We start from the raw sequence: 24498 nt of genomic DNA, 5'->3' as shown, positions 1-24498 counted from the left end.
TTTTTTATTTCATTCACTTAGTCGCGATACTGCGCCGGCAGTTCCTTCATGCGGGCCACGCCCGTTTCGATCGCTTTTTTCGCGACCGCTTTCGCGACTGCAAGCGGCACGCGTTCATCGAAGACGTCGATGACGACATTATCCTGCCGCAAGTCTTTGTCGTCGACCAAATCGGCCAGCGCATACGCCGCCGCCAATTTCATTTCCATATTGATTCGCCGCGAATGCACGTCGATCGCGCCGCGGAACAGACCCGGGAACACGCTCGAGTTGTTGACCTGGTTAGGCATATCGCTGCGACCCGTACCGCAAACGGCGACGCCGGCCGCGATAGCGTCTTCGTACATGATTTCCGGAACGGGGTTCGCCATGGCAAAGACGATGCTGTCTTTGGCCAAAAGTTTCATGTCTTCCGGTTTGAACGCGCCCGCCTTCGAAACGCCGAGCAAAACGTCCGCGCCCTTGATCGCGTCTTGGAACGTGCCCTGACGGTTTTCCGGATTGATCCGATCGACAAGGTCTTTCTGCACGCGGTTCAATTTGCCGTTGTCATGCAAAATCCCTTTGCTGTTGAGCATCGTCATATCGGTCGCGCCGGCCGCCAAAATCATGTTGGCGATCGCGGTGCCCGCCGCGCCCGCGCCGTTGATGACGATTTTAACTTTGGAAATATCTTTTTTCACGAAGCGCAGCGCGCCCAGCAAGGCCGCCAAGGCGGCGATCGCCGTGCCGTGCTGATCATCGTGGAAAACCGGAATTTCCATTTCTTCAATCAAACGGTCTTCGATGTCATAGCATTTCGGCGAAGAAATATCTTCGAGGTTGATGCCCGCGTAATTTTTCTCCAACAATTTGACAGTGCGAATAAATTCTTCCGGATCCTTGGTGTTGATAACGACCGGCAACGCGTCGATGTTCGCGAAACGTTTATAAATCGCCGCTTTACCTTCCATGACCGGAATGGCGGCCGCCGCGCCGATATCCCCCAAGCCAAGCACGCGCGTGCCGTCCGAAATAACGGCGATCACGTTACCGCGCAAGGTTAGCGAAAACGACAGATCCTCATCCTCTTTAATATGCAAGCACGGTTCGGCGACACCGGGCGTATACGCAACCGCCAGCGCGTGCCGATCATTGATCGGCATCTTGAGCCCCGTCGTTAAAATGCCGTTGTGCTGTTTTCGCATTGCCATTGATTCTTGTTTCAAATCCACAGTAATCCCTCCTCTGGTTACACACCCTTGATCGCCGGTAAGTTGCGACCGTAATAAATCTCCGTCATCTCCTGGCGTAACTGTCGCCGGACCTTTTGCGCCGCGCTTGCGGATAGGTCCGCGCGCGTCTGATCGAAGAGATAGTCGTCAAGATCGAAATCCTTTACCATCATTTTACAATGGAAAATATTTTCCTGGTACATATTGACATCGACAATATTATAACGGTTGCGCAAAGCCGCTTCAATATAGTGGGAAATGGCCTGCATGCGGTGGTCGATGTAAATCTTTTTACCGTTGACATCCCGCGTGAATCCGCGCACGCGATAATCCATGATCGCGATATCCGGCGCAAAGCGTTTCAACAAAAAGTTGAGCGCTTTGAGCGGTGAAATTTCCCCGCAGGTCGAGACATCAATGTCGGCGCGAAACGTGCACACGCCGCGTTGCGGATGGCGTTCCGGATAGGTATGCACCGTGATGTGACTTTTATCCAAATGCGCGACCACATCTTCTTTCGCTATGCCCGGATGCCCTTCGGCGATCAGCATGGTTACGCTGGCGCCTTGCGGATCGTAATCCTGCGCGGCGATGTTTAAGACATGCGCGCCGATGATGTCGGACACTTCACACAATGTTTCCGTGAGCCTTTCGGCGTTATACATCTCATCGATATACGCGATGTATTGTTCCTGCTGCTCTTCGCTGGTCGCGTAGCAAACATCATACATATTGAAACTGAGCGTCTTGGTCAGGTTATTGAAACCGTATAATTTTAATTTCCGCGTTTTTTTGGTTGTCATGCTTTTCCGCCCCGCGCCCGCTACTCGGACTGTTCCCGCAAGCGTTCACTGAGAATGCGCAACGCTTCGCCTCGATGACTGATGCGATTCTTTTCTTCTAAAGTGAGTTCCGCCATCGTTTTTTCACGTTCCGGCAGGTAGAAATACGGATCATAGCCGAATCCACCCGTGCCGCGCGGTTCGAGCACGATTTCGCCGCGGCAAATGCCGCGCGCCGTGCGTTTGGTGCCGTCCGGATACACCAGCGCCAATTCGCAAACGTATTCGGCGCCGCGATCTTGCGGCGCGACCGCTGTCATTTCCGCGACCAGTTTCGCATTGTTGGCCGCATCATCGCCATGCGTGCCCGCGTAGCGAGCCGAGTACACGCCCGGCGCGCCGTCGAGCGCGTCAACCGCCAGACCCGAGTCGTCCGCCAACGCGGGGAGTCCGGTTTTTTCCATATAGTAGCGCGCTTTTATGAGCGCGTTTTCCGCAAATGTCGTGCCGGTTTCTTCCGGATCCGGAAGATCCGCCACCTCCGTCACGGGAATGCCTTGGTAACCGACTTCGGCAAGCATCGCCTGCATCTCGCGAATTTTCCCTTCGTTATGCGTCGCCAGCAAGATGCCGCGCCGTCCGACGCTGCCGACGAGATCCGCCAAATCACCGAGCGCTTCCTGTTGCGCCGCGATCAATTCTGCAATGCCTTTTTGCGCCAGATCCAAGAGCTCATTTAACTGCGCGCGCGAAAATGTCGCGCCTTCGCCCGTGCCCTGCACCTCGACCAGTTCGCCCGACTGCAAAGCGACCACATTCATGTCGACATCGGCCGTGCTGTCTTCTTCGTAGCAGAGATCCAAATGCGGCACGCCCGCCAGTTCACCGACGGAAACCGCCGCGCAGAAATCTTTCACCGGAAACGGCCCTTCGCCGTTCCACATGCCGGCAATCGCTTCCACGAGCGCGACATACGCGCCCGTAATCGACGCCGTGCGCGTACTGCCGTCGGCCTGCAACACATCGCAGTCCAACGTGATAGCGACTTCACCGAGCGCCTCCAAATCGACCGCCTGCCGCAAGCCGCGGCCGATCAGTCGTTGGATTTCCTGACTGCGGCCGGACAATTTGCCGCGTACCGCTTCACGCTGATTTCTGTCTTTCGTCGCGCGCGGCAACATCTGGTATTCCGCCGTCACCCAGCCGCGTCCTGCGCCGCGCAACCAGCGCGGCACGCGCGGCTGCACGGACGCCGTGCACAATACTTTCGTATCGCCGCAGGTAATCAGCGCCGAACCTTCCGCATATTTATTCACGCCCCGTTCAATTGTCACGGGACGCAATTCATTTGTTTCGCGACCGTCAATACGCATCGTCGGTCTCACTCCTTTGTTCATCTTCACCGAAAATTTGTACTTCCGGCTCCAGCGTTACGCCATGCGCCGCGAAAACACGCCGCTGCACTTCGGCAATCAAGCCCAGCACATCGGCCGCGGTCGCGCCGCCGCAATTGACGATAAAGCCCGCGTGACGCATGGAAACCTGCGCGCCGCCGACCGTCAAACCTTTGAGTCCCGTCGTTTCAATCAATGTCCCCGCATAGTAGCCGACGGGCCGCTTAAATGTGGAGCCAGAGCTCGGCATATCGAGCGGCTGTTTCGTCGTCCGCCGTTGCGTATAATCCGCCATCTTCGCGCGAATCTCCGCCGCATTCCCCGGTTGCAGCTCCATCGTCACCTGCGTGATGATATCGCCCGTTTCCTGGAACACGCTGTGGCGATACGCGAAATGCAGCTGATCTCCCGCGTAGACGACCCGTTCGCCCGCGCGCGTGAGCGCCGTCACTTCCGTCACGATCTGTTGCATCTCGCCGCCATACGCGCCCGCATTCATCCACACGGCGCCGCCGATCGTACCGGGAATACCGCAAGCGAATTCCAAACCGGACAGTTCCGCTTTCGCCGCGGCGCGAGAGGCCTGCGCCAAACGCACGCCGCCGGCCACGACAAGTCGGGTGCCGTCGGTGTAGCAGGGTCGCACCAGCCGTGAAAGACCGACCACAACGCCGCGCACACCGCCGTCGCGCACCAACACATTCGCCCCGCCGCCGAGAATCATCAGCGGGCATTTTTCATTGGCGACAACGCGCAATACGCCCGCCAGTTCCGCCTCGGTCGCCGGCTCGATATAAAGATCCGCCGGTCCGCCGATCGCAAAGGTCGTATGCCGCGCCATCGGCTCGGCAAAATGCAACGCGCTCTTGGGGACAACGCCGGAAAACAACTCTTCCCAATACTCTTTAGTCACTGCTTTCCCTCCGCCGGCGCAAAGCGGGATAAATCGGGAACGCCTTCGCTGATAGCATCGCTAACAATTTTTTGAATATCGGCGGCCACCTGCTGCCAACGCATGAACGCGTGCAGATATTCACTCGCAAGCGAGTTATTTTGCACCATCACCTGCAAACTCTGTAACTTTTCCATGCCGTCCCAGCCGTCTGTTTTCTGCAGCATGCGACGGTATTCCGCTTCCATCTGCAAGGCGAGAAATTCTTCCGCCAGATCTTTCGCCGACGCGTCCTGCGCCAGTTTTTCTTTCGCCGCGATCAGCTGTTTCATTTCCGCGCTTTCGCGAATACTTTTCGCTAAATTATAAGCGTCATCATACATATTCATGGGAATCTCCTTTCCCTTCGGGTAAATGTCCTTTTTGCGCCAGCGTGGGAAAATCTAACTGACGCAAGGCCTCGTACGAAACAATCGCCACCGCGTTCGATAAATTCAATGAACGGGCTTCGGCCCGCATCGGAATCCGAATGCATTGCTCCGGATGCGCGGCCAATAATTCTTCCGGCAGTCCTTTGGTCTCCTTGCCGAATACCAGGACATCTTCATCAGTGAAGCGGACATCGGTATAGCTTTTTTCCGCTTTCGTCGTATTAAACCAGAAACGTCGGCCCTTGAGATATTCGACCAACGCCTGATAATTTTCGTGAATATGAACTTCCAACAAATCCCAATAGTCTAACCCGGCACGCTTCAAATGCTTGTCATCAATCGAAAATCCGAGCGGTTTCACCAAGTGCAAGACAAGATGATTGGCCGCGCATAAGCGACTGATATTGCCGGTATTACCGGGAATTTCCGGCTCGACTAAAACAATGTGCATACTTGCCTCCTACATAGAAATCTTTCAATACAGTGTATTGTAACACAGGATATCCGGCGTGCGAAACATGTCGCGTCAGACAATCCGAAAGTCTTCCGTTTGGTAATCTTTACGACGCGGAACCGTGAAAAACAAATGCATATCGTCAAACGCCGCGATAAATTCCGCGCCCATAATGAAAATGAGCGAGGTCAAATTGAGCCAGATGAAAAGAATCATCAAGCCGACCAGCGAGCCGTAGGTCGCGCCCATATTGGCGATATTGCTCACATAAAAGCCGTACGCCCCCGTCATAGCGACCCAAATCGTCGTCACGATCGCGGCGCTGGTGAGCGTGTGCGACCAGGGCGTGCGCCCCTCGTGTTCGACAAAACGCGGCGCGTAACGGTAGAAAACCGCCAACACCAAAATCATCGCCACAAAAGGAATCAGGTAGGTGCCGATTCTCCAAAAGAAGAGAAATTCTTTCGTCAAACCGAGCACTCCCATAAATGTTTTCACGATCAGATTGCCGAATACGGTAATGCCGAGCGACGCCAGCATCGTCCCGACAATCAGCAAGGTGAACAGGATCGATTTCGTTTTGACGCGAATATAGGACTGGACATTTTTGCCCGTCTGAAACGCGATATCGGTCGCGCGGATCAAGGTGTCGATGCCTTTGGATGACGACCACAGCGCCAATAAAAGACCGATGGACAATACCGTGGTCGAACGTTGCTCGATAATATCGGTAACCACCGGCGCGAGCGTCGCCGGCACATCGCCCGGCAGGTACTGCATGTAACGCAACACCGTATCGATTTGCGACGCCGCCACGAACAATATGATATTAAACAGGAAAATCATAAACGGCACCAGCGCCAAAATCAGGTAGTAGGTCGCGGCCGCGGCCAGCATCCCCACATCATCATCCATATACCGCTGATATAAACGTTTACCAATATATAAAGCCCGCGAATCACGCAGACGTTTGAACCATTGCGCTTCGTTAAGACGATGCCGCATGACTACCCAAGGGTCCACGTTCTTTCCCCTTTCTACAACCATGACAATTACGTCAACGCAGACGTAAAACAGCTGGTTTTATTATAGCATAGTAAGAATCGCCTTTGCGGTCTTTTGACGACGGTTGCCGCGCGCCTTTCTGCTGGTATAATGAAAGTAAAGCGGCCACGGGGAAATGGTCGCGAGGGAGGAATTATGCAACGACGCATTATGCACATCGGGCTTTTGGTCAGCCTCTTTGCCACTATGGCGTATCCGTTGACGAAACTCAGCGGTCATGAGTGGATCGCCTATCTTTTCGCGTTGATTGTCGGCTACCATGTCTACGAACATCGCCGCGCCTTGGGAAAATTAGCCCGGCGCGCGACGCCGAGAACTCGTTTTCTGCGCGCAGCGAACTATGTGCTTTGCGCGGTGTTCGTCATTTGTTTCCTTTCGGGATTTTTATTTTCATCGCTGATCCCGCATCCGGGCCGTGAAGTGTTACGCTATGCCAAGTACGTTCACATCTGTTCGTCTTCTTGGTTTTACGCGCTTGTCGCGATGCACGCCGGCTTTTATTGGGACAGTTTGCGTCACACAATGCGACGTGTTTTGCCGCCGCTCGGTGCGAAATGGCATGCGGTGCTCGGCGCGATCAGTCTGTACGGCTTGTATATCGCGGTCGCTCGTAATTTCTTTTTGAAAATGGCGTATTTGTATTTAAAACACCCAAAAGCGGAACCGAGCGCGATTTTATTTTTCGTTGACTATTTCGCGATCTTTATTCTCTTCGCCTACTTCGGTTGGTGGCTGCTCCGTTTCATCAGCCGGCGCCGAGTGACACATTCCTGATGCACGCAAAAAAGACCTCTTGCGAGGTCTTTTTATTATTGCTGTTTTTTCTTCGCCGCTTTGTAACGGGCCTGCTGGCTCAAAATACGTTTGCGAATGCGGATGGCGTGCGGGGTCACTTCGACCGTTTCGTCGTCGTTGATCCATTCCAGCGCTTCTTCCAACGTAAATTGACGCGGCGGAGTCAAGCGAATCGTATCATCGGAGCCCGACGCGCGCATGTTGGATACGTGTTTTTTCTTGCACGGGTTGACGTCCATATCGGTATCGCGAGCGTTTTCGCCGACTACTTGGCCTTCATACACGGATTCATTCGGTCCGAGGAAAAGCGTACCGCGTTCTTCGATATTACCCAAGCCGTACGCGGTGGTTTCGCCCGGTTCGACAGCGACCAGCGCGCCGCGCGTCCGCATCGGAATCTCCCCTTTGAAAGGAGCGTACCCGTGGAATACGTGGTACATAACACCGTTGCCTTTGGTATTCGTCAAAAACTCGCTGCGGAAGCCGATCAGACCGCGCGCCGGAATGATAAATTCCATGCGCAGGTAACCCGACAGCTCATTCATGCTGATGAGTTCCGCTTTACGCGGTCCGAGACTTTCCATAACGGTGCCCATGAATTCCTGCGGCACGTCGACATTCAAGCGTTCCAACGGTTCGCATTTCTGACCGTTGATCATTTTCATGATGACCATCGGTTTGCCGACCTGCAATTCATAGCCTTCGCGGCGCATCATTTCGATTAAAATCGACAAATGCAATTCGCCGCGACCGGACACTTTGAACGCGTCGGCGGAATCGGTTTCTTCCACTTTCATCGCGACGTTCGTCTGCACTTCTTTCAAAAGGCGGGCGCGCAAATGACGGCTGGTGACGTATTCGCCGTCCTGGCCCGCGAACGGGCTGTCGTTGACGGAAAATACCATCGACAATGTCGGTTCGTCGATATTGATCGAGGGCAATGCTTCCGGATGTTCCGGATCGGTGATGGTCTCGCCGATGTTGATGTCTTTGAAACCGGTGATCGCGACGATGTCGCCCATCTTCGCGTCGTTCGTTTCCACGCGCGCCAAACCGTTGTACGTGTACAGACGGCCGATTTTATCCTGGCGCACCTGATCGCCGTTCATGATCGCGACCGGCTGACCGTAACGGACGAAACCGCGCACGATACGACCGATGGCGATTTTGCCGACGTAATCATCGTAATCCAGCGTCGTAACCATGATCTGCAGAGGCGCTTCCATGTCGCCTTCCGGCGCCGGAATGTAATCCAAAAGCGTTTGGAAAAGCGGCTCGACACTGTCGCTGCTGTCATCCATTGACAATTTGGCAATCCCCGCGCGAGCGGACGCGTAAATGACCGGGAAGTCGAGCTGTTCGTCGCTCGCATCCAGTTCAATAAAGAGGTCGATGATTTCCCCTTCGACTTCCTCGACGCGTTGATCCGGGCGGTCGATCTTGTTGATGACGACGATCGGCTTCAAATTTTGCTCCAAGGCTTTGCGCAGCACGTACTTCGTCTGCGGCATCGGGCCTTCAAAAGCGTCGACCAGCAACACGACGCCGTCGACCATGTTCAAAATACGTTCGACTTCACCGCCGAAATCGGCGTGGCCGGGTGTGTCGACAATATTGATTTTCGTGCCGTTGTACATGACAGCGGTATTTTTGGACAAAATGGTGATCCCGCGTTCGCGTTCAAGATCATTCGAGTCCATAACGCGTTCGGCAACGCGTTCATTCTCACGGAAAACGTGGCTTTGACGCAGCATGGCGTCGACCAATGTAGTTTTGCCGTGGTCAACGTGAGCGATGATCGCGACATTACGTATATCTTGCCGTTGCATAGATGTTCCTCCTGATTTTTAATAACTTTAATATTATATCACACATCGGAAAAAACGCGTAATCGTTTCGTCAAATCTTTGTTATTCGTGAAAATAAAAAAGACCTTGCGGTCTTTTTATTTGCTTTCAGCGTTTTCCGCCCGCGCAATCGCAACGCCCGCGCTGACGCCGAGCCGATTCGCGCCCGCGTCAAGCATCGCGCGCGCCGTCGCAAAATCGCGAATGCCGCCGGCGGCTTTGACTCCAAAATGGGGTCCCACGGTGTCGCGCATCAGTTTCACGTTCGCTACGGTGGCGCCTGCACCGGCAAAACCGGTCGAGGTTTTCACAAAGTCCGCGCCGACTTCTTGGGCCAGCTTGCAGGCATTCACAATTTCCGTCGGCGTCAACAACGCCGTTTCCAAAATCACTTTGAGTGTAACATCACCGATCGCCGCACGCACCTGGCGAATTTCCTTCGCCACCATATCCCACGCGCCGTCTTTCACCGCGCCGATATTTTGCACCATGTCAATTTCGGTCGCGCCCTGCGCCAACGCCCAGCTCGCTTCCGCCGCTTTCATCGGACCGCCGTTCGCGCCGTGCGGAAAACCGACGACCGTCGTCACGCCGACGCCGCTGCCGGCAAGCGCCTGCGCCGCCTGTCGCACGCGATACGGCGCGACGCAAACGGTGGCGAAATGATACGTCTTGGCTTCTTCACAAAGCGTTTCGATAGCGCGGGCACTCGCGTCGGGCGCCAGCAGCGTGTGGTCAATATAACTTGCAATCATGCTTCGTCCTCCTTTGCCCGTTGCGCCTGTTCTTTGCGCCACAGGTCATGCGGATCTCCATAGATGCGTTTCGTCCATTTCCAACGATTGTGGATCCAAAACCAATCTGCCGGACGCTCGCTCACGCGCTCTGCCAAAATCGCATTCAAGGTATCGGTCATTTCCCGTACCGCGACCGCTTTTTTCAAATCCTGACGCGTCCGGAGCGATTTTTGCACGACCACATCAAAACCTTCGTCACGCGTATAGATCTGCACAGGCACGATCGGCACTTTGCGCGCATAGGAAAAAACGGCCGGTCCGGTAACGGAAAGCGCCAGTGTGCGAAACAGTTGCGCCAGCATTCCTTTGCCGCCGCCGTCCTGATCGTACAAAAGGCAAATCCATTTGCCCTCTTCCAAAAGCCGCAAAATTTCCCGCATGTTTTTCGGATACAGCACTTCTTCGCCGAGCATCGCGCGCGACTCGCGAATGAACCGATCGAAACCTTCATTTGACTGTTTGAAACCGACGGCGACAATTTTGCCGGGATATTTGCTCGCCAGCGCTCCGCCCAGCATCTCCCAGTTGTCCGTGTGCGAAGCCGCAATAATGCAGCCGCCGCCGTTGCGGTAAAGGGCGTCGAGTTCCTCCGTGCCGGTGAAATGCATCTGCTCTAAAATGCGGCCCTCGGTGTACAGCGGAAAACGCAGCACATCGAGCGCGATCCGCCCCAAACGAACAGCGGATGTTTTCGCGATCGCCCGCGCCTGCTCCGGCGAATCAGCCAGCTCGGCCCGCAAAATATTTTCCACGGCAATATCTTTCCGTTTTTGCGGCAGCACGCGCCAGAAAAACCGCCCCAGGCGATCCCCCCAATGACGCGCGGCGCCGGCCGGCAAACCGCATGCCCAACGACGCCCTAATTGTAGCCAAAAATACATATCCCGCCTCCGTCAAAAAAATGCCGTCTGCGACGGCATTTTTTATTCTTTCGTAGTTTTCTCCAACGCTTTTTCCAAACGTTTCACGCGTTTCATCAGTTCGGGCAAATGATTGAGTGTTCCTTCAATCCGTCCCCACTGACGATGCGGACGGGCCGGAAAGCCCACATATGTGCCCGGCTCTTTAATGCTACCCACGACGCCCGTCTTACCGCCGCAGGTAACATGATCGGCAATCGTAAGATGTCCGGAAACGCCGGTCTGCCCCGCTAAAATACAGTGGTTACCGATCGCGGTCGAACCCGCCACGCCCACCTGAGCAATGATAAAGCAGTCTTCACCGATTTGGACATTGTGACCGAGATGCACAAGGTTGTCAATCTTCGTGCCGCGGCCGATCGAGGTTTCACCGAATGTCGCGTTGTCGATCGTCGTGCCGGCGCCGACTTCAACATCGTCGCCGATGACGACGCGACCGATTTGGCGAATCCGCGTATGTTTACCGTCTTCGGTAGCAAATCCGAAACCCTCACCGCCAATCACGGCGTTGGCGCGAATGATAACCCGATCACCGACTTCGGTCCGATCGTGAAGCACCGCGCCGGGATGAATTTCCGTATCGCAACCGACGGTCACGTCACGTCCCAACACGACATGCGGATGTAAAATAGCACCCGCTTTGACAACAGTGCCGGCACCGATCACCACATACGGTAAAATCGTCGCCTGCGGATCAATCTCCGCCGTTGCATCGACAACGGCCGTCGGATGAATGCCGACCGGCGGCACGTACAAGGGTTTCAATACATCGACCAGTTCCGCGAATGCCCATTTCGGATTTTCCGTGACGATCACGGTCGTTGCCACCGTTTCTTCCGGCGCGCTTGTCATCAGTACCGCGCCCGCTTTCACCAGCGGCAATTGCGCGGCGTATTCGTCCAGTAAAAAAGCAATGTCGTTCGGGCCGGCCGTTTCCACGCCCGCAACGCCGGTGATTGTTTTATTTCCGTCGCCGTATACTTTACCGTTGACTCGTTTAGCCAGATCCGCTACTGTGTATGCCATTATTTTTGCCCGCTTTTCTCTGCGGAGGCCGGTTGCGCCTCTTGATTCTGTTTTTTATTCGTGTTGTCGTTGGCTTTGAGTTTCGCCAGCAATTCTTCCGTCACGTCCACACCTTGGTAATGAACGGCATTCTTATGCATAATAATGCCGAGCTTTTTTTCCTTGGCGATCAGTTGGGACTGACTTTCGATCAGCGCCTGGAATTGCTGTTGTTTGGCCATCTGAAATACTTGTAATTCACGTTTGGCCGTCTGTTCCGTCACGGCGAATTCTTCCGGCGAGGAAGTCGCCTGCGCCTGCTGCAGACGCGCTGCGATTTCCGCCTGCTTGGTCATGATTTCCTGAGTGATCTGCTGCGCCTGGCCGCTTTCCCGTGCGATGCGTTCAAAATCGACAACGCCGACTTTCTCATCATTGCCGCAGCCGCTCATCAGCATGACGCCGGCCAGCATTCCGACCAGCGCGAATGACCGCCACCATTTATTTACCACTGTTACTTACCTCCTTAGGATTCGTCCCCAATTTCTGCAAAATATCATTCGTGACATCTTGCGCGGAAATATTGGCGCGATACTCGGCGAAAATCACTTCGAGATTTTTGGCCTCCGCTACCGCCTGCGCCTCGTGACGAATATCTTGGGTGATTGCCTCTTTGACTTGGTTCATTTCATTTTGTTTGGTCGCGAGTGTTTCGCGCCATTCGTGATTCCAACCGGCGCCGTCAGACATCAGTTGCGCCGCCATCTCATCGTGGAGCTGCTGCTGCGCCGACTCCCGTTTGGCGCTCAGTTCCGCGATCACTTCGTCGCTGTATCGGGCCAGATCCGCCTGCGCTTTTGCTTTCAAAGCGGCAATCTCTTTTTGCCCTTCTTCCGGCAACGCCACCGCTGTATCCGTCAGAGCAGCGCGTTCCGCGAGCAATTCCTGCAACCGCGCTTCCATGGTTTCACGTTCGGCCGCGGGTAAATGGAGCGCCCGAAGTTTCAGCTGCAGATTGACGATTTCCAAATCCGCCTGTTGTAATGCTTCATCCGCCGGTTGCGGCGCGCGCGCCATCCACTCACGATACAACGCTTCCAACTTTTGGTTCCATGCGGTTTCACGGGCCGTCATTTTGGCCCGGTATTCCGTGTTGAGTCCCTTTTCGATGGCCCCGGAGGAAAGTTGCTCGCGCAATGTTTCCTGCGCCTGCGCGGAACGGCGAATCAGTTGTTCGCGTTCGGCGTCATACGTGGCCACCAGGTTTTTGTACTCCTGCTCCAGACGAAAATAATCACTGTAGCGCGGATGGGCGTGCACTAATTTTTCCATATCCGCCACACCGTACTGCGGTGCTTGCGGTGCCTGCTCCGTACGGGAGCAACCGCCAATACCGCAACCGCTCAGCAAAAGACACGCGGCCAGAAGTACACTCAGGGCTCCATGCGTTGACCTTTGCATAGATTACTTCTTGGTTTCTGCCGACTGCTCTTTACCCGCTTCTTTTGTCAGAGCATTATTGAGCGCCGTCTGCACTTCGCTAGTGATATCGACGCCGCCGTAAAGCACAGCCGCTTTGTCGACAACCAGCGACAAGCCTTTTTTATCCGCTACTTCTTTAACGGCATTGTCAATCTTACCTTGAATGTTTTTGTGGATTTCAGCCTGTTTGGCGTTGAACTGTTTTTGCATTTCCTGGAAATACTGCTGCTTTTCCGCGTCCGACATGTTCGCCGATTTCGCGTCAAACTCGCTTTGTAATTGCTGCGCCGCCGCCGCCATTTGCTGCTGGTATTCCACGCCTAAGCTGGAGGTATCTTTAATAATGTTGGCCTGATCGACCACGCCGATGGACGAGGTCGGTGCCGCCTGCGCAACATTCCCCATGCCCATCATGGCATACGCCGCGATACCGAGAACGAACACCGCCGCGACGACGAACGAAACCACTTTCACATTGTACTTATTACGCATTGCTCGCATCATAATCAATCGACTCCTTTAATTCCTCAGATATGTCCGATGACACGGACCCAATAATCGTCTTCGTCGCGGATCAGCTCCACACCGAGATAATCCTGAAGACGATAGCCGACGGCAACGCTGTCCGCCGACGGCGACAAGTCATGGTCCCACCGGAGATACCAGCGCGGACTGAATTCTTGTCGCAAAAATGCCGTTTGCTGCGGTTCCGTCCATTCGTAACGGTAACCCAAGTAGGTGCCCGCGCCAAAACGGTGCATGTAACCGGTGGAAACGTCCCAACTCACATCATGCGGGAAAAAATCCACATCGACGAAGAAAGTATCGTGATCCGTCGCCCGTTTCCCGAGCGTGCCGCGGACCCGCGTGTTTTTTTCTTCCCGTCCCAAATCCAGAGCGACATTGGCGTCAATCAACCACGTATCCGTGGCCGCATGTAACGTATAGGTAAGTTCTTCGCCAATCGTAAGCGCGCCTGTCAAATCCAAATCGTAACGACTGACAAAGGGATCTTCTTTGGCCGTCTCCAGCAAACGCGTTGCGATCTCTTCACGGTGACGTTGCAAAAACGCCTGCGGCGCGCCGATGTATTCCGGCAAGACCTTCCGAACACGTTCCGCCGCGCCGTTGATGAAGATCCGCGGGACTGTTTCGGAAGCAGTGCGCACCTGATAGGTACGAACCGTCGGTCCTTGCGGTAAAAGGTAGATTTTAGCGCTCGTTGTCGCCGCCGGTATAATTTCAAGCTTGGCATTGAATTCCGGCAAACGACGGGCAAATTCATCTTTTACGAGCGTGTCTGAAATGCCCCCCACCCAATCCAACGCGCCGAGCGGTAAGCCAATCAAAAGCGCATTAATTCTTTCATCGATCGCCGCCAGATCACTTGCCATCAAAGCATGCACCGTCGGCGATAAATTACCGTAGTCAACCGCCGTGTGCACCTCTTGCACGTGCTCACCGTAGGGTGTCAGAACGAGAACCAGTCGGGTCGCTGCGTCAGCGTGCACCTCGACATCGGTCACCACGTACCCCGAAATGACACGTCCGGCGACATCCGCCAACACTTTGCCGTATTCTCCGGCATGAGCCGCCACCGTTTCCGATGGCTGACCGATCAAAACGCGTTCACCGATCACTTTGACACTGGCCTCAATACGGTCGGCCACCGAAGGCGCTAATCGTCCCGTACCGGTTTGCACGCTGACATCCACCGTCTGAATCGGCGCCGCCCAAAGAGTCAGCGGCAGCGCGACCAAAGCCGCACTCAAGAGACCGGTAAGCCGCTTGCTCATACATCCCCTCTTTTCTTATAAACAGTGAACAGGCGACAAGAATTTGTCGCCTGTCGCGGTTTAGAATTGGCCGCCGAAGCTGAAGTGGAATTTATTCTTGTCACCATGCGCGTAGTCGAGTCGGATCGGTCCGATCGGAGTCTGTACACGCAAGCCGACACCGGTCGACCAATGCACCTTATTGCTGTCATGGTACCAGGGAACGCGCGACTCATCAATGCCCCACGCGTTACCGACATCGGTAAAGACGACGCCGTCCACTTTCTTGATGATCGGGAAGCGGTATTCCAAGGTAGCCGCATACATGTTGCTGCCTTTGAACTGGTCATCTTCAAAGCCGCGCAAGTTGTACGCGCCGCCCAAGCTGAAGAGTTCTGAATAACCGATTTCGCCGTTGGCGTAACCGCCCATGACGCGCAGCGCCAAGACGTGGTTATTTTTCAGTTTCTTATAAAAACGTCCTTCGGCGTTGACTTTATAGAAGTCGAAATCGCCGCCCAAGCCGTGGCCCGCCCATTGGCCGGTTACCGAGTAACGGTAGCCGCGGGTCGGGTTGAAGTAATTGTCGCGGTTATCAAACACATGAGTAACGGACAGGCTGTTCGTTCTACCGAAGTTTTTGCCGATGTAGTCCATGTCTTTGAAATTGTAGTAACCCTGCGGAGTGACTTTGGCCACCGCCGTGCGCAAGTCATCGCGCCATTGGTTGAGCGCTTCGATATCCGCGTTCTCGTCACCGGTCAGTTTCGGTGCTTCCGGAAGCGTTACACTGCCAAGCAGGGATGCCGCCGCGCCCGGTTCCAAAAGCGTCGGCTGCGGCGCATTCAACGCAAAGTTAACGACCGGAATCGGTTTGCCGTTGGCATCCAGCTTCAACTTGCCGTCTTCCGTGCGCTGCATGCCGACCAGCGGAATGACCGCGTTTTCGCCGTAGTTGAAGCCGCCCTTATATTCATCATACTTATCGTCACGGCTTTCCCAGGTGAGCGATGTCGTACGATATTCACCATGCGCGCGTCCCAGGGTCAGGTTGTAACCTTTGCGACGCTTGTCATAAGTGGCGACAGTGCTGCCGTCTTCGTTGTAATCATCATATTCCACCACGCGGTTGTAGAACGAGAAACCGAGCGACGTACCTTTATCGTCAAGCCACGGACGCGTGTACGAAATCTGGTAGTTCTTATCGCTGCCCTTGCCGCCGAATTCCCAGTGGACATTGATCTTGTCGCCCGTGCCGCGGAAGTTGTTTTCACCGAATTCCACGATCCCGACAAAGCCGTCCGACTTTGAGTAGCCGGCGCCCAAGGTAACAACGCCCGTTTTTTGTTCGAGCACGTCGATTTCCACAACGACCTGATGATCGACTTTGCCCGGCAGCAAACGCACGTTGACGTCTTCAAAGTAACCCAGGTTGTAAAGACGTTCCAAGCTGCGTTGCGCCAGATATTTATTGAAAGGATCCCCTTCTTTGAAGCGCAGTTCGCGAGTGATGACATAATCTTTAGTCTTTTTATTGCCTTTGATGACAATATCTTCGACAATACCTTCATCGACCTTGACCGTCAATGTTCCGTCCGGCGCGACCTGCACGTCGGAAACGGAGGCCAAAATGTAACCCTGCTTCACGTAGAGATCTTCAATCGCGCGAACTTTTTCGCCCACTTCCACCGTATTCAAAACGCTGCCTTGCGGAATGGCCAACATCTGCGCAAGGTACTCGGCATCAAACGCCGACACGCCTTCCACGCGAACCTGATTGACCACCGGGTTCGTCGCGACCTGGTACGTCAACTGCACGCCTTCCGGCACCGCGGTGAAAACCGGCGCGATTTGCGCAAAGATGCCGCTGTCGCCAATGGCTTTGATGTCGGCCGCGATCGCTTCCGACGATACTTTGTCGCCGACTTTGGTCGTCAAACGCGGCAATATCTGCTGTGCGACTCCGTCAGGAACGCCTGCCAACGCTACTTTTGTAACCGTTTTGCCGACCTGCGCATCAATCGCCGCCTGATCCGCTTTGGCTACATACAGCGCCTGTACATTGCTCGTCTCGGTCGTCTGGCCGACGGTCAGCGCCGGGTTGTCAATCAATCCCTGCGCCGCAAGCGAGTCTCTTGCTCCCGGTGCCACTTCGGTGGCGATCGCCGCTTCCGTGTACGGCATATGCTGCTCGGAAACCGTTGTCGGCGCATCCGCCGCGAATCCTTGGGTAACCCCCAACGTTGCCAACGTGACTGCAGCGACAAGCCATTGCCGTGCCTGTTTGCCATGTTTCATATAGTCATATCCTCCTAATTGCAAATGGTATCCATTCCTCCGAATGATAGGTTTAGTTTACTTGATAATTACGGTGTACGCAACACCTTCGCCGCATCGCTGACCACTGCCTGCATCTCGTCCGGAGCAAGTTGCACTGTTGGCGCTGCCGCTGCCGTTTTGACCGGTGGCGGCGCATGCACTGCCGGTGCACTCGTCTCCGGTACCGCTGTGCTTACCGCCGGTGTTGGTTGCGATGTTTGCGAAACGGTCGGTGGCGGCCATGTCGCCGAGTGTTCCAAAGGAACCGTTTTCACCACCGTTGCGGGAGCCGTAACCGGCGCGGGAGCGTCATCATCCTTTTGCCACCACCAGCCGAAACCGCTCACCATAACGAGCGCTGTCACCAACGCGAGAGCGCGTTGCCAACGTTGCCACTGTCGGGACATGCCGCGGTCTTCCCGAAGTTTTTGCATTTCGGCTTGGGCTAAAAGCAAGTTCAGTTCACCTTTCAGAGGCGTTTCGTCATGAAATGAATGCTCCGCCTGTTCCAACCAGCGACGCGCCGTTTCAACGCGACGGACAAGCTCATCTCGGGAAAGACTCATGCGTGTGCTCCTTTCTTGTAAAATTTCCTAATCAATTTAAAGTCGGCTTTTTGAATTTTCTTTGCAACCGCATTCAGCATCCTTTTTCTGAATAATACTCGTGTTTTTGAGCGAATTCTCGCAAATTATAGCCAATGTATCTTCGTTTACTCGCGCCGTTCGTGCATCAAACGCGACAACATGCCGCGCAAGCGGCGTATGCCGGTTTTTTGCAATTTATAAATGTAAGTTTTAGAAACTTGTAATTCGAGCGCCAGCTCTTTCGGCTCACGATTTTGCATGTAAATGCCGTCGACCACCTGCTGTTCTTTCGGCGGCAAACGATGCACGGCGCTACGTACCGCTTCCCACAAAAACGTCCGATCGGCCGCCTCAAACGCATCCGTCGCCTCCGTCACGAGACTGTTGAATTGCGCGCGGCTTTCGGCCCAGGCGCTGTCTTTCACCGGGATATCGGTTCCGTTTTTATAAATGTAATCGAGCATGCGTCCGCGAATGCGGTGCCGCGCAAAGAGTGAAAACGCGACCGACCGCGCCGGTTCATACCGTTCCGCGGCTTCCATCAAGCCGACGGTCCCCTCCTGCAAAAGATCCAGCAAAGTCGCTTCCTGCAGCTGCCAACGCATCGCTTCTTTGACGACCAAAGGCTGGTAATGCTCGATCAGCGTCTGGCGGGCGCCGCGATCCTGGTTTTCTTTATAGGCGCGCCACAAAGAAGCTTCCGTTTCGGAATCCAATAATTCAATTTTGGCAAGTTCCTGAAAATATTCTTTTAACATGGCGCTCCTTTAGAATCGATACTGCCAATTACCGCCGATATAGTAGTTGTCTTCATTATTCAGCCACGCTTCCGCTTGGAAGTTTTGGTTAATGTCGTAACGGAAACCGGCGCTTTGCTGTTCATTGTTGACGCCGGTTGTCAGCACCAACATAAAATCGTCGAACAGATATTTGCCGATTTGCAGGTTGTAAAAGCTTTGGTTGGCGACCGTTGATGTTTCAAATGGGTCGACCGAACCGGTCGTGACCTGGATCATGTCGAGGCCCAACACATCCTGCAGGCGATTTTCGAGCGTGCCGAAAACCAATGTCTGCGCCGCGGACGCCAAGGCGGCGTTGGCGTCCGCCCGGCCGAGATCGTTGATATCTCCCTGCGTGTGCAAGGTAAGCATCATGACGATTTCTTCCTGGCTTAACGCCGGTTCCGAAGTAAGTTTCAGATCGAGCTCCGTCGGTAAGCCGTCCGCCTGCATATGAATACGGTAACGATTAAATTTTGTCGTCGCGAGCACGTGCAGATTCGGCAGGAAGCTCTGCGTGCGATTGAAATCGGCCACGCCTTCCTCGACCTTGAATTTATTGCTCAGATACCGCAAGTACCCGTGGTTCACGACTACTTTGCCGTCAACATCCGGCGCCGCAGTCGTGCCGCCGACGTGCAAATCGCCGGCCAATGTCAAATCATAGAGATAGCTGTTGTAAAGACGTGTCTTTTCGCCTATGCTGACGTTCACATCAAATCCCATCAACAGCGACGAGCCGCCATCCGTAAATGTCAGCGGAACATCGAAACGAGATTTTTCCACCAGAACATCGCCGGTAAGATACGGCACGCCCGCCTGTTGCGTAAGTTGCAAATGCGCCGTCAATGGACCGGAGTAGTACGAGCTCTGCGGATTGATCGCGTCAGCGTCAAGCGTCCCTTCATAGCGCGTATCGGTAAAGTCGGTCCAGCGAACTTCGCCCGCAGTGGTAAGATCGCCTCCGCCGATGGTCGTTTGGCCGCGCCAGGTGGCGGATTTACCGTTAAACTTCAACTCCGCGTGAATATGTTCCAGCGGACTTTTCATCGTTTCTATCGTCGCCGCACCGTCCGCGACAAAAATGCGCCCGTTGATGTGCGGATCCGCAAGCGTGCCGGTGACCGTGATGCCGCCTTTGGTTTCGCCTGCGGCGGAAAGAACCGCGGGCGATAACGCGCGCAGCAGTTCCAAATCCGCTTTATCCAGGCGGATTTCCAAGTTCATTGATTCATTCGATTGCGTCGCCCGTCCCGCTTTCGTCAACGCGGCGACCGGAACTTTACCGTACATGCTTAATTGATACGGTTCACGTTGCAGCAAGGTCTGGTTGACTTCGATGATTTGATCGCGCATATTCAACAAGCCGATGAAACGATCAAAGGCAACACCTGCGAATGCGCCGTTCGAAAGTTCGAACGACATATCCATCACCGGTGTTTTCGTCGGTCCGGTAAAGACCGCGCTCACATTCAAATTCCCCGTGAGATCAAGCGGCTGTCCCGCCAGCGCCGTGACGTAAGTGACATCGACATCTTTCGCCGCCAGCTGCATATCGATTTCACCGTCGAGATCGGCCGTGCCGGCGGCGGCGAGCACGCCCGCGCCGATCGGCATATGCAATTTGCGAACGGTCGCCACGCGATTGGCGTAATCCGCGTCGATTTCCGTCGTGCCGAAAGGTTTGCCGTCAATGCTGCCGTTTTCCAGTTTGCCGTTGATGCGCAAACTCGGGTTGGCGGCCGTGCCGTTGAGCTCGACATGCCCCGTCACCTGACCGGCCAAGTTCTCATACGGGATATTCGCCAGACGCAAAAGGCGCGCAATATCCGCTCCCTCCACGTCGCCGGCCCCGCGGAACACGCCGCCGTCCAAGCGATACGTGCCGTTCAAACGATAGACGCCGTCGCGCTGCGTCAGCGTCGTATCGGTCAAAGCCGCCACGCCTTCGGCGTAAGCTAAATGACCGCGCAAACCGTCGATCGGTTCGCCGTTGGCATATAAATTATGACCCCAAAAATCGGCTTCCAAGCGCGGATCGGCCGGCGTGCCGCGCAGTGTTCCCTCGGCGGATACGGTGCCCGCCAGTCGGTATGTATTTTTTTCGCGCAATACGCGATCAATATCAATTTCGCTGGCCTTCAACTGAATATTCAACGCGTTCGGTGCGATCGTGCCTGACGCGTACAAAGTACCGTTGTACATCGAGGCCAGCGCCTCATCCAAATATAAAATATCGCCATTGTAACGATAACGGGCGACTACGTCTTGGTAGAGTTCGCCCATCACCGAACCGTCCCAAAGATGCAGTTCACCGCTCGCTTCCGGCTGATCGAGGGTGCCGCGCACGGTCAGCGAATTGGTGGCCCAACCGGTGGCGTCCAACGGCAAGTCGGCGGCCCGCAGTAACGATTCCAGGCGGATGTTGTCGCTTTGAACCGTAAGATCCAGTGCTTTCGTTCCGGTCAGCTGCGCGCTGCCGGAAACGACATGACCGCCTTCGGCATCCTGCCAGACAAGACGATCTGTGGTAAACGTATCGTCGACATACGCCACATCGCCGTGAATCGACGTATATGCGAGACCGTGCACAGAGCCGTCACGCGCGCTCACCGTGCCGACGAATTGCGGCGCCGCGACGCTGCCGGTAAGTTGTCCTGTGAGATCCGCCGCGCCCGACATAGTGACACCGACCAAACCGGAAAGATACGAAAGCGGTAAATGATGCGCGGCCACTTGAATACCCTGCGGCGTATCCATGCTGCCGAACGCCGTAAATGCGCCGTCACCCATGGTGCCGTTCAGATAATGCAACGCAAGCGCGCCCGCTTCATAGCGCAACGACGCGCGCAGCGAATCGGTCATGATACCCGCGCCGCTTACGCCCGTTCCGGAACCGGTAAACGTCGCCAACGCCATTTCCCCGTTATGAAATTCGACCGCGCCGCGGCCGTTCACCGTACCGGCGTACGCGCCGTCCGTTTCCGGAAGCTGCGCCAAATCAATATTGTCCGCCGCATATTCACCGGCGCCGGTATTCGTTACAACATTATAATAACCGCTGCCGCGGACTCGTCCGTCGCCGATTCCCGCCACCACTTCCGGCAGGTTTACAACATCCCCGCGATAGACAAACTTGGTAAAAACATTTTCCAACGGCGTCGCGCCGTAGCGCCCCTGTTGCAGCATCGCGACGCCTTCCGCCGTCGGCGCCGCCACCGTGCCGCCCACATGCACATTGGCCGCGACCGGCCCGTAAAGAGGCACATCGGCAAGCGCCGCCACTTCCGCGCCCGTCGTCGCCAAATGCAGATCCAACGCCGGATCATCATTAAGTAATATCGTACCGTTGGCCGTCAGCGGTTGCCCGTTCACTTGCGCCTGCATATCGGCAACGGACAGGCGGCGGGTCGCCAGACGCACGGCGGCCTTGGCGTCGGTGACATTATACCGGTCGTATTGCAGCGCGCCGTCGCGCAATTCCGTAGTGCCGTCATAACGCAAACCGGTGGCGTCAGCGCTGACGTTCAAATCGGTGTTGTGAATTTCACCCGCCTGCAACGCGATGTCCGGCGCCGCATCGCGCAGCACGTAATTCGCGAGCGTGATCGGCAAGCGTTTCGCCGTCACGTGTGCGTTAAAATCGTCCGCCGAAGTATAGTTTCCGGTCAGCGTGACAGGTTCGTTATTATATAAAAATTTCGCTCTGCCGGTAACGATCGGATAATCATTTAAATCCATCCCGCACGTGACATCGGTCAGATCGATGGTGGGATCCTGTAAAAATTCCAAATGCGCCAAACCGCGATTAATCATGATTTTGGCGCGCAAAGAGAACTCCGTCTGCGTTTCCTGCGGACGGATCAAATGGGCAATATTCCAAGAACGGTCCGGTTCTTCCCGCAACCAAACTTCCGGCTGTTCAATCGTAATGCCGTCAATGACGCCTAAAGCAGCGCGCTTACCCATGGCATATTCGAGCGCCCGCCACAGATTCCAGCTGACTTCGATATCCGGAATGCGCGCTACCGTCATTCCCTTGGCATCGGTGACCGTCGCATTTTTCACATGCGCGTTCCAAGCCCAGTCTATATCCAGTTTATCGTAACGGACTGTGCCGTTGACGCTCGTCGCCAAGGCCTCGTCCACAAGTGCCGGCGTCTGCTCGAGCACGGTCGGTTTCACATAGAACTCGAACGCGCCCGCACCGATGGCGAGTACCGTGGCTCCCGTCAAAAGCCAACGTCGCACGGACATGCCCCCTCGCTATTGTCCATGTATTGTTTGACAAAAATTATTGTTCCACCTGTCGTTTGTGCGTCACCAGGATCGCTTCATCATTGCTCAGCGTGATCGGTTCAATCGGCGCGATCACCTTGCCGCTTTCATCGTAACGCACGACAGCCGGTACGCCCATCGCCTGTTCCAAACGAGCGAGACCCGTGTTGTAATCGTACAATGCGGTGATGTAATTCGTACGCGCCTGATCCAACGCGAGTTGCGCATCCAAAACGTCCAAGTTGATGCCGACGCCGGCACGGTAACGGATGCGCGCGATCTTGTACGCCTCCCGCGCCTGCTCTACCGCCTGCGCGGTGGATTGAATCCGTTCTTCCGCGCTGTCGATATTCAAGTAGGCCTGCGTCACATCCAATTCGATTTGACCGCGCGCTTGCAAGTACGTTTCTTCCGCCGCGGCGAGATCCGCCTTAGCGCCTTTTACTTTTCCTGTAGTGGCGCCGCCGTCATAGAGCGGCCAGCTCACGCCGCCGGCGACTTTCCAGTCTTCATTTTCAAAGCCCGGAAAATCCTTGTCCTGCCAACTCATGTTCGCCGTCAGCGCAACGGTCGGTTTGTTGCCGGCTTTCGCGACATTTAATTTTTCTTCACTGGCTTTGACATTCAACGCCGCCTGCTGCAATTCCCAACGATGCGCCAGCGCATAGTCGATCGCCTGCGCCCGCTGGATCGTAATCGCGCGGTGCGGCAATTCATTAGTGTCCGGTACGACTGTCGTGACCGTCGGCAGACGCAAAAGATTGCTCATGTTGGCGCGCGCGAGTTGCACGGCGTTTTGCGCTTTAATTTGTTTTTCCCGCGCCTGCGCTAAAGCGACTTCGGACGAAAGCACGTCGATCCGCGCCACGACGCCCGCGTTATAAATCTGCGTCACGTTTTTGACGTGCGCCGTCAGATTTTCCACGGCGGTGTTGGCGATGTCGGCAAAATGCTGCGCCTCCATCAACTGATAGTAACCTTGCGTGACTTTGTATTTCAAATCCGCTTCTTCTTTATAGATGCCCCATTCCGCCGCGTCACGGCCGTAACGCGCCGCCGCTACCGCGCTTTCGACACGACCGCCCGTCCAAATCGGCCAGGTGACCGAAAGCGTGTTTTGAAAACCGCGATCCTGCGCAAACGTCATCGGTACCGTTTGCGTTGTGAGACCTTTATACAAGTCGGTCTTTTTCAGATCTTCGAGCGTCAGATTAGCCCCCGGATTCACCTGCTGCAACGCGTTCAACATCGTCTGCGCGGTCGCGTCGACTTTAGCGGCATGTTCCGGTCCGAGCGGACGCGGCACGGCGACCGTCTGGCTTTTTTCTTTAAATTTCGACGCGCCGAACTGGAAATCAAAACTCGGATTCTTTTTCGCCGCTATTTCGCTGACGGCCGCATTAGCCGCCTGCCATTTCGCTTCCGCGATATGCACGGCATAATGATTGACCACGGCGATCTGTACCGCTTCCGATAAAGACAGTTCCAGTGTCTGCGGCGCCAGCTCTTCGTTCGGATCGACAAGCGTCGGGATGCTTTCCCGTTGCAGCGCGTCCGTCGTATTGACGATCTTCTTCGTCGCCAAAAGCGGGTTATCCGCCGCGAATACCGATCCTTGTCCGACTAAAGCGACAGCCGCGAGTACCGCGGCAATTTTTACATAGTTCATATTGATCTCCTCT

Annotated in this window: 21 protein-coding genes and 1 pseudogene; 1 reads left to right on the top strand and 21 read right to left on the bottom strand. The window is 55.1% G+C overall.

Going from position 1 to position 24498, the window contains the following annotated elements:
- Window positions 1–17: 17 nt before the first annotated feature.
- The 8 genes and pseudogenes from HNR45_RS02145 to HNR45_RS02115 all read right to left on the bottom strand — a co-directional run bounded on the left by HNR45_RS02145 (window position 18) and on the right by HNR45_RS02115 (window position 6190).
- Complete coding sequence (locus tag HNR45_RS02145; protein WP_075939411.1) at window positions 18–1214, bottom strand: NAD(P)-dependent malic enzyme; 1197 nt, start codon at window positions 1212–1214, stop codon at window positions 18–20.
- A 17-nt stretch (window positions 1215–1231) separates the two neighbouring features.
- On the bottom strand, window positions 1232–2017 hold the full coding sequence (gene speD / locus HNR45_RS02140; protein ID WP_024048327.1) for an adenosylmethionine decarboxylase: 786 nt from the start codon (window positions 2015–2017) through the stop codon (window positions 1232–1234).
- Window positions 2018–2037: 20 nt separating this feature from the next.
- A complete protein-coding gene (locus tag HNR45_RS07290; RefSeq protein ID WP_288218216.1) occupies window positions 2038–2625 on the bottom strand; it encodes an XTP/dITP diphosphatase in 588 nt (195 codons plus the stop codon).
- Between the two features lie 90 nt (window positions 2626–2715).
- A pseudogene (rph, locus tag HNR45_RS07285) lies at window positions 2716–3369 on the bottom strand (ribonuclease PH); the annotation flags it as partial.
- Complete coding sequence (gene murB / locus HNR45_RS02130) at window positions 3359–4303, bottom strand: UDP-N-acetylmuramate dehydrogenase (RefSeq protein ID WP_235020628.1); 945 nt, start codon at window positions 4301–4303, stop codon at window positions 3359–3361. The gene murB and the pseudogene rph, both read right to left, overlap by 11 nt.
- A complete protein-coding gene (locus tag HNR45_RS02125) occupies window positions 4300–4671 on the bottom strand; it encodes a YlbF/YmcA family competence regulator (protein WP_034438361.1) in 372 nt (123 codons plus the stop codon). The genes murB and HNR45_RS02125 overlap by 4 nt, the downstream gene beginning before the upstream one ends.
- Window positions 4658–5164 (bottom strand): tRNA (uridine(34)/cytosine(34)/5-carboxymethylaminomethyluridine(34)-2'-O)-methyltransferase TrmL, encoded by a 507-nt coding sequence (gene trmL, locus HNR45_RS02120; RefSeq protein WP_024047962.1) that lies wholly within the window; start codon window positions 5162–5164, stop codon window positions 4658–4660. Before trmL ends, HNR45_RS02125 begins: the two co-directional genes overlap by 14 nt.
- A gap of 75 nt (window positions 5165–5239) precedes the next feature.
- Window positions 5240–6190, bottom strand: coding sequence for a YihY/virulence factor BrkB family protein (locus tag HNR45_RS02115; protein WP_159823143.1), 951 nt, complete (start codon window positions 6188–6190; stop codon window positions 5240–5242).
- A gap of 177 nt (window positions 6191–6367) precedes the next feature.
- Between HNR45_RS02115 and HNR45_RS02110 the strand changes: the two genes are divergently transcribed.
- On the top strand, window positions 6368–7006 hold the full coding sequence (locus HNR45_RS02110; RefSeq protein WP_159823144.1) for a DUF4405 domain-containing protein: 639 nt from the start codon (window positions 6368–6370) through the stop codon (window positions 7004–7006).
- 35 nt (window positions 7007–7041) lie between these two features.
- On the opposite strand, the gene typA is transcribed toward HNR45_RS02110, so the two are convergent.
- The 13 genes from typA to HNR45_RS02045 form a co-directional block, all read right to left on the bottom strand.
- Complete coding sequence (typA, locus tag HNR45_RS02105; RefSeq protein ID WP_024047965.1) at window positions 7042–8856, bottom strand: translational GTPase TypA; 1815 nt, start codon at window positions 8854–8856, stop codon at window positions 7042–7044.
- A gap of 116 nt (window positions 8857–8972) precedes the next feature.
- Window positions 8973–9629: a deoxyribose-phosphate aldolase gene (deoC, locus tag HNR45_RS02100; RefSeq protein ID WP_159823145.1), complete on the bottom strand. Its 657-nt coding sequence runs from the start codon at window positions 9627–9629 to the stop codon at window positions 8973–8975.
- Window positions 9626–10552 carry a lysophospholipid acyltransferase family protein gene (locus HNR45_RS02095; protein ID WP_159823146.1) on the bottom strand — a complete coding sequence of 309 codons (927 nt, stop codon included), beginning with the start codon at window positions 10550–10552 and terminating at the stop codon, window positions 9626–9628. Before HNR45_RS02095 ends, deoC begins: the two co-directional genes overlap by 4 nt.
- A 42-nt stretch (window positions 10553–10594) precedes the next feature.
- Window positions 10595–11617, bottom strand: coding sequence for a UDP-3-O-(3-hydroxymyristoyl)glucosamine N-acyltransferase (gene lpxD / locus HNR45_RS02090; RefSeq protein WP_159823147.1), 1023 nt, complete (start codon window positions 11615–11617; stop codon window positions 10595–10597).
- Window positions 11617–12108, bottom strand: coding sequence for an OmpH/Skp family outer membrane protein (locus HNR45_RS02085; RefSeq protein ID WP_159823148.1), 492 nt, complete (start codon window positions 12106–12108; stop codon window positions 11617–11619). Before HNR45_RS02085 ends, lpxD begins: the two co-directional genes overlap by 1 nt.
- Window positions 12098–13057, bottom strand: a complete 960-nt coding sequence (locus tag HNR45_RS02080) for a coiled-coil domain-containing protein (protein ID WP_159823149.1) — start codon at window positions 13055–13057, stop codon at window positions 12098–12100. Before HNR45_RS02080 ends, HNR45_RS02085 begins: the two co-directional genes overlap by 11 nt.
- Before the next feature lie 3 nt (window positions 13058–13060).
- Window positions 13061–13582: an OmpH/Skp family outer membrane protein gene (locus HNR45_RS02075; RefSeq protein ID WP_159823150.1), complete on the bottom strand. Its 522-nt coding sequence runs from the start codon at window positions 13580–13582 to the stop codon at window positions 13061–13063.
- A gap of 23 nt (window positions 13583–13605) precedes the next feature.
- The gene (locus tag HNR45_RS02070) at window positions 13606–14874 is read right to left on the bottom strand and encodes a hypothetical protein (protein WP_159823151.1); all 1269 of its coding nucleotides are present in this window, start codon (window positions 14872–14874) and stop codon (window positions 13606–13608) included.
- Window positions 14875–14934: 60 nt separating this feature from the next.
- Complete coding sequence (locus HNR45_RS02065) at window positions 14935–17151, bottom strand: BamA/OMP85 family outer membrane protein (protein WP_159823152.1); 2217 nt, start codon at window positions 17149–17151, stop codon at window positions 14935–14937.
- A 68-nt stretch (window positions 17152–17219) separates the two neighbouring features.
- On the bottom strand, window positions 17220–17738 hold the full coding sequence (locus HNR45_RS02060) for a hypothetical protein (protein WP_159823153.1): 519 nt from the start codon (window positions 17736–17738) through the stop codon (window positions 17220–17222).
- 146 nt (window positions 17739–17884) lie between these two features.
- Entirely contained in the window at window positions 17885–18517 is a 633-nt protein-coding gene (locus HNR45_RS02055) for a sigma-70 family RNA polymerase sigma factor (protein ID WP_159823154.1), read from the bottom strand.
- A gap of 9 nt (window positions 18518–18526) precedes the next feature.
- Window positions 18527–22789, bottom strand: a complete 4263-nt coding sequence (locus tag HNR45_RS07360) for a translocation/assembly module TamB domain-containing protein (protein WP_159823155.1) — start codon at window positions 22787–22789, stop codon at window positions 18527–18529.
- 43 nt (window positions 22790–22832) lie between these two features.
- Entirely contained in the window at window positions 22833–24485 is a 1653-nt protein-coding gene (locus tag HNR45_RS02045; RefSeq protein WP_159823156.1) for a TolC family protein, read from the bottom strand.
- Between the last annotated feature and the right edge of the window lie 13 nt (window positions 24486–24498).

The sequence above is a fragment of the Negativicoccus succinicivorans genome (assembly GCF_014207605.1).
GTDB classification, from domain to species: Bacteria; Bacillota; Negativicutes; order Veillonellales; family Negativicoccaceae; genus Negativicoccus; species Negativicoccus succinicivorans.
This window is presented reverse-complemented; position numbering and strand designations above follow the sequence as displayed.

Bases quoted from the DNA above. Each gene is read 5' to 3' on its own strand.
- speD (WP_024048327.1), bottom strand. From the start codon at position 2,017: ATGACAACCAAAAAAACGCGGAAATTAAAATTATACGGTTTCAATAAC.
- HNR45_RS02125 (WP_034438361.1), bottom strand. From the start codon at position 4,671: ATGAATATGTATGATGACGCTTATAATTTAGCGAAAAGTATTCGCGAA.
- trmL (WP_024047962.1), bottom strand. From the start codon at position 5,164: ATGCACATTGTTTTAGTCGAGCCGGAAATTCCCGGTAATACCGGCAAT.
- HNR45_RS02110 (WP_159823144.1), top strand. From the start codon at position 6,368: ATGCAACGACGCATTATGCACATCGGGCTTTTGGTCAGCCTCTTTGCC.
- typA (WP_024047965.1), bottom strand. From the start codon at position 8,856: ATGCAACGGCAAGATATACGTAATGTCGCGATCATCGCTCACGTTGAC.
- deoC (WP_159823145.1), bottom strand. From the start codon at position 9,629: ATGATTGCAAGTTATATTGACCACACGCTGCTGGCGCCCGACGCGAGT.
- HNR45_RS02095 (WP_159823146.1), bottom strand. From the start codon at position 10,552: ATGTATTTTTGGCTACAATTAGGGCGTCGTTGGGCATGCGGTTTGCCG.
- lpxD (WP_159823147.1), bottom strand. From the start codon at position 11,617: ATGGCATACACAGTAGCGGATCTGGCTAAACGAGTCAACGGTAAAGTA.
- HNR45_RS02080 (WP_159823149.1), bottom strand. From the start codon at position 13,057: ATGCAAAGGTCAACGCATGGAGCCCTGAGTGTACTTCTGGCCGCGTGT.
- HNR45_RS02075 (WP_159823150.1), bottom strand. From the start codon at position 13,582: ATGATGCGAGCAATGCGTAATAAGTACAATGTGAAAGTGGTTTCGTTC.
- HNR45_RS02070 (WP_159823151.1), bottom strand. From the start codon at position 14,874: ATGAGCAAGCGGCTTACCGGTCTCTTGAGTGCGGCTTTGGTCGCGCTG.
- HNR45_RS02065 (WP_159823152.1), bottom strand. From the start codon at position 17,151: ATGAAACATGGCAAACAGGCACGGCAATGGCTTGTCGCTGCAGTCACG.
- HNR45_RS02060 (WP_159823153.1), bottom strand. From the start codon at position 17,738: ATGAGTCTTTCCCGAGATGAGCTTGTCCGTCGCGTTGAAACGGCGCGT.
- HNR45_RS02055 (WP_159823154.1), bottom strand. From the start codon at position 18,517: ATGTTAAAAGAATATTTTCAGGAACTTGCCAAAATTGAATTATTGGAT.
- HNR45_RS02045 (WP_159823156.1), bottom strand. From the start codon at position 24,485: ATGAACTATGTAAAAATTGCCGCGGTACTCGCGGCTGTCGCTTTAGTC.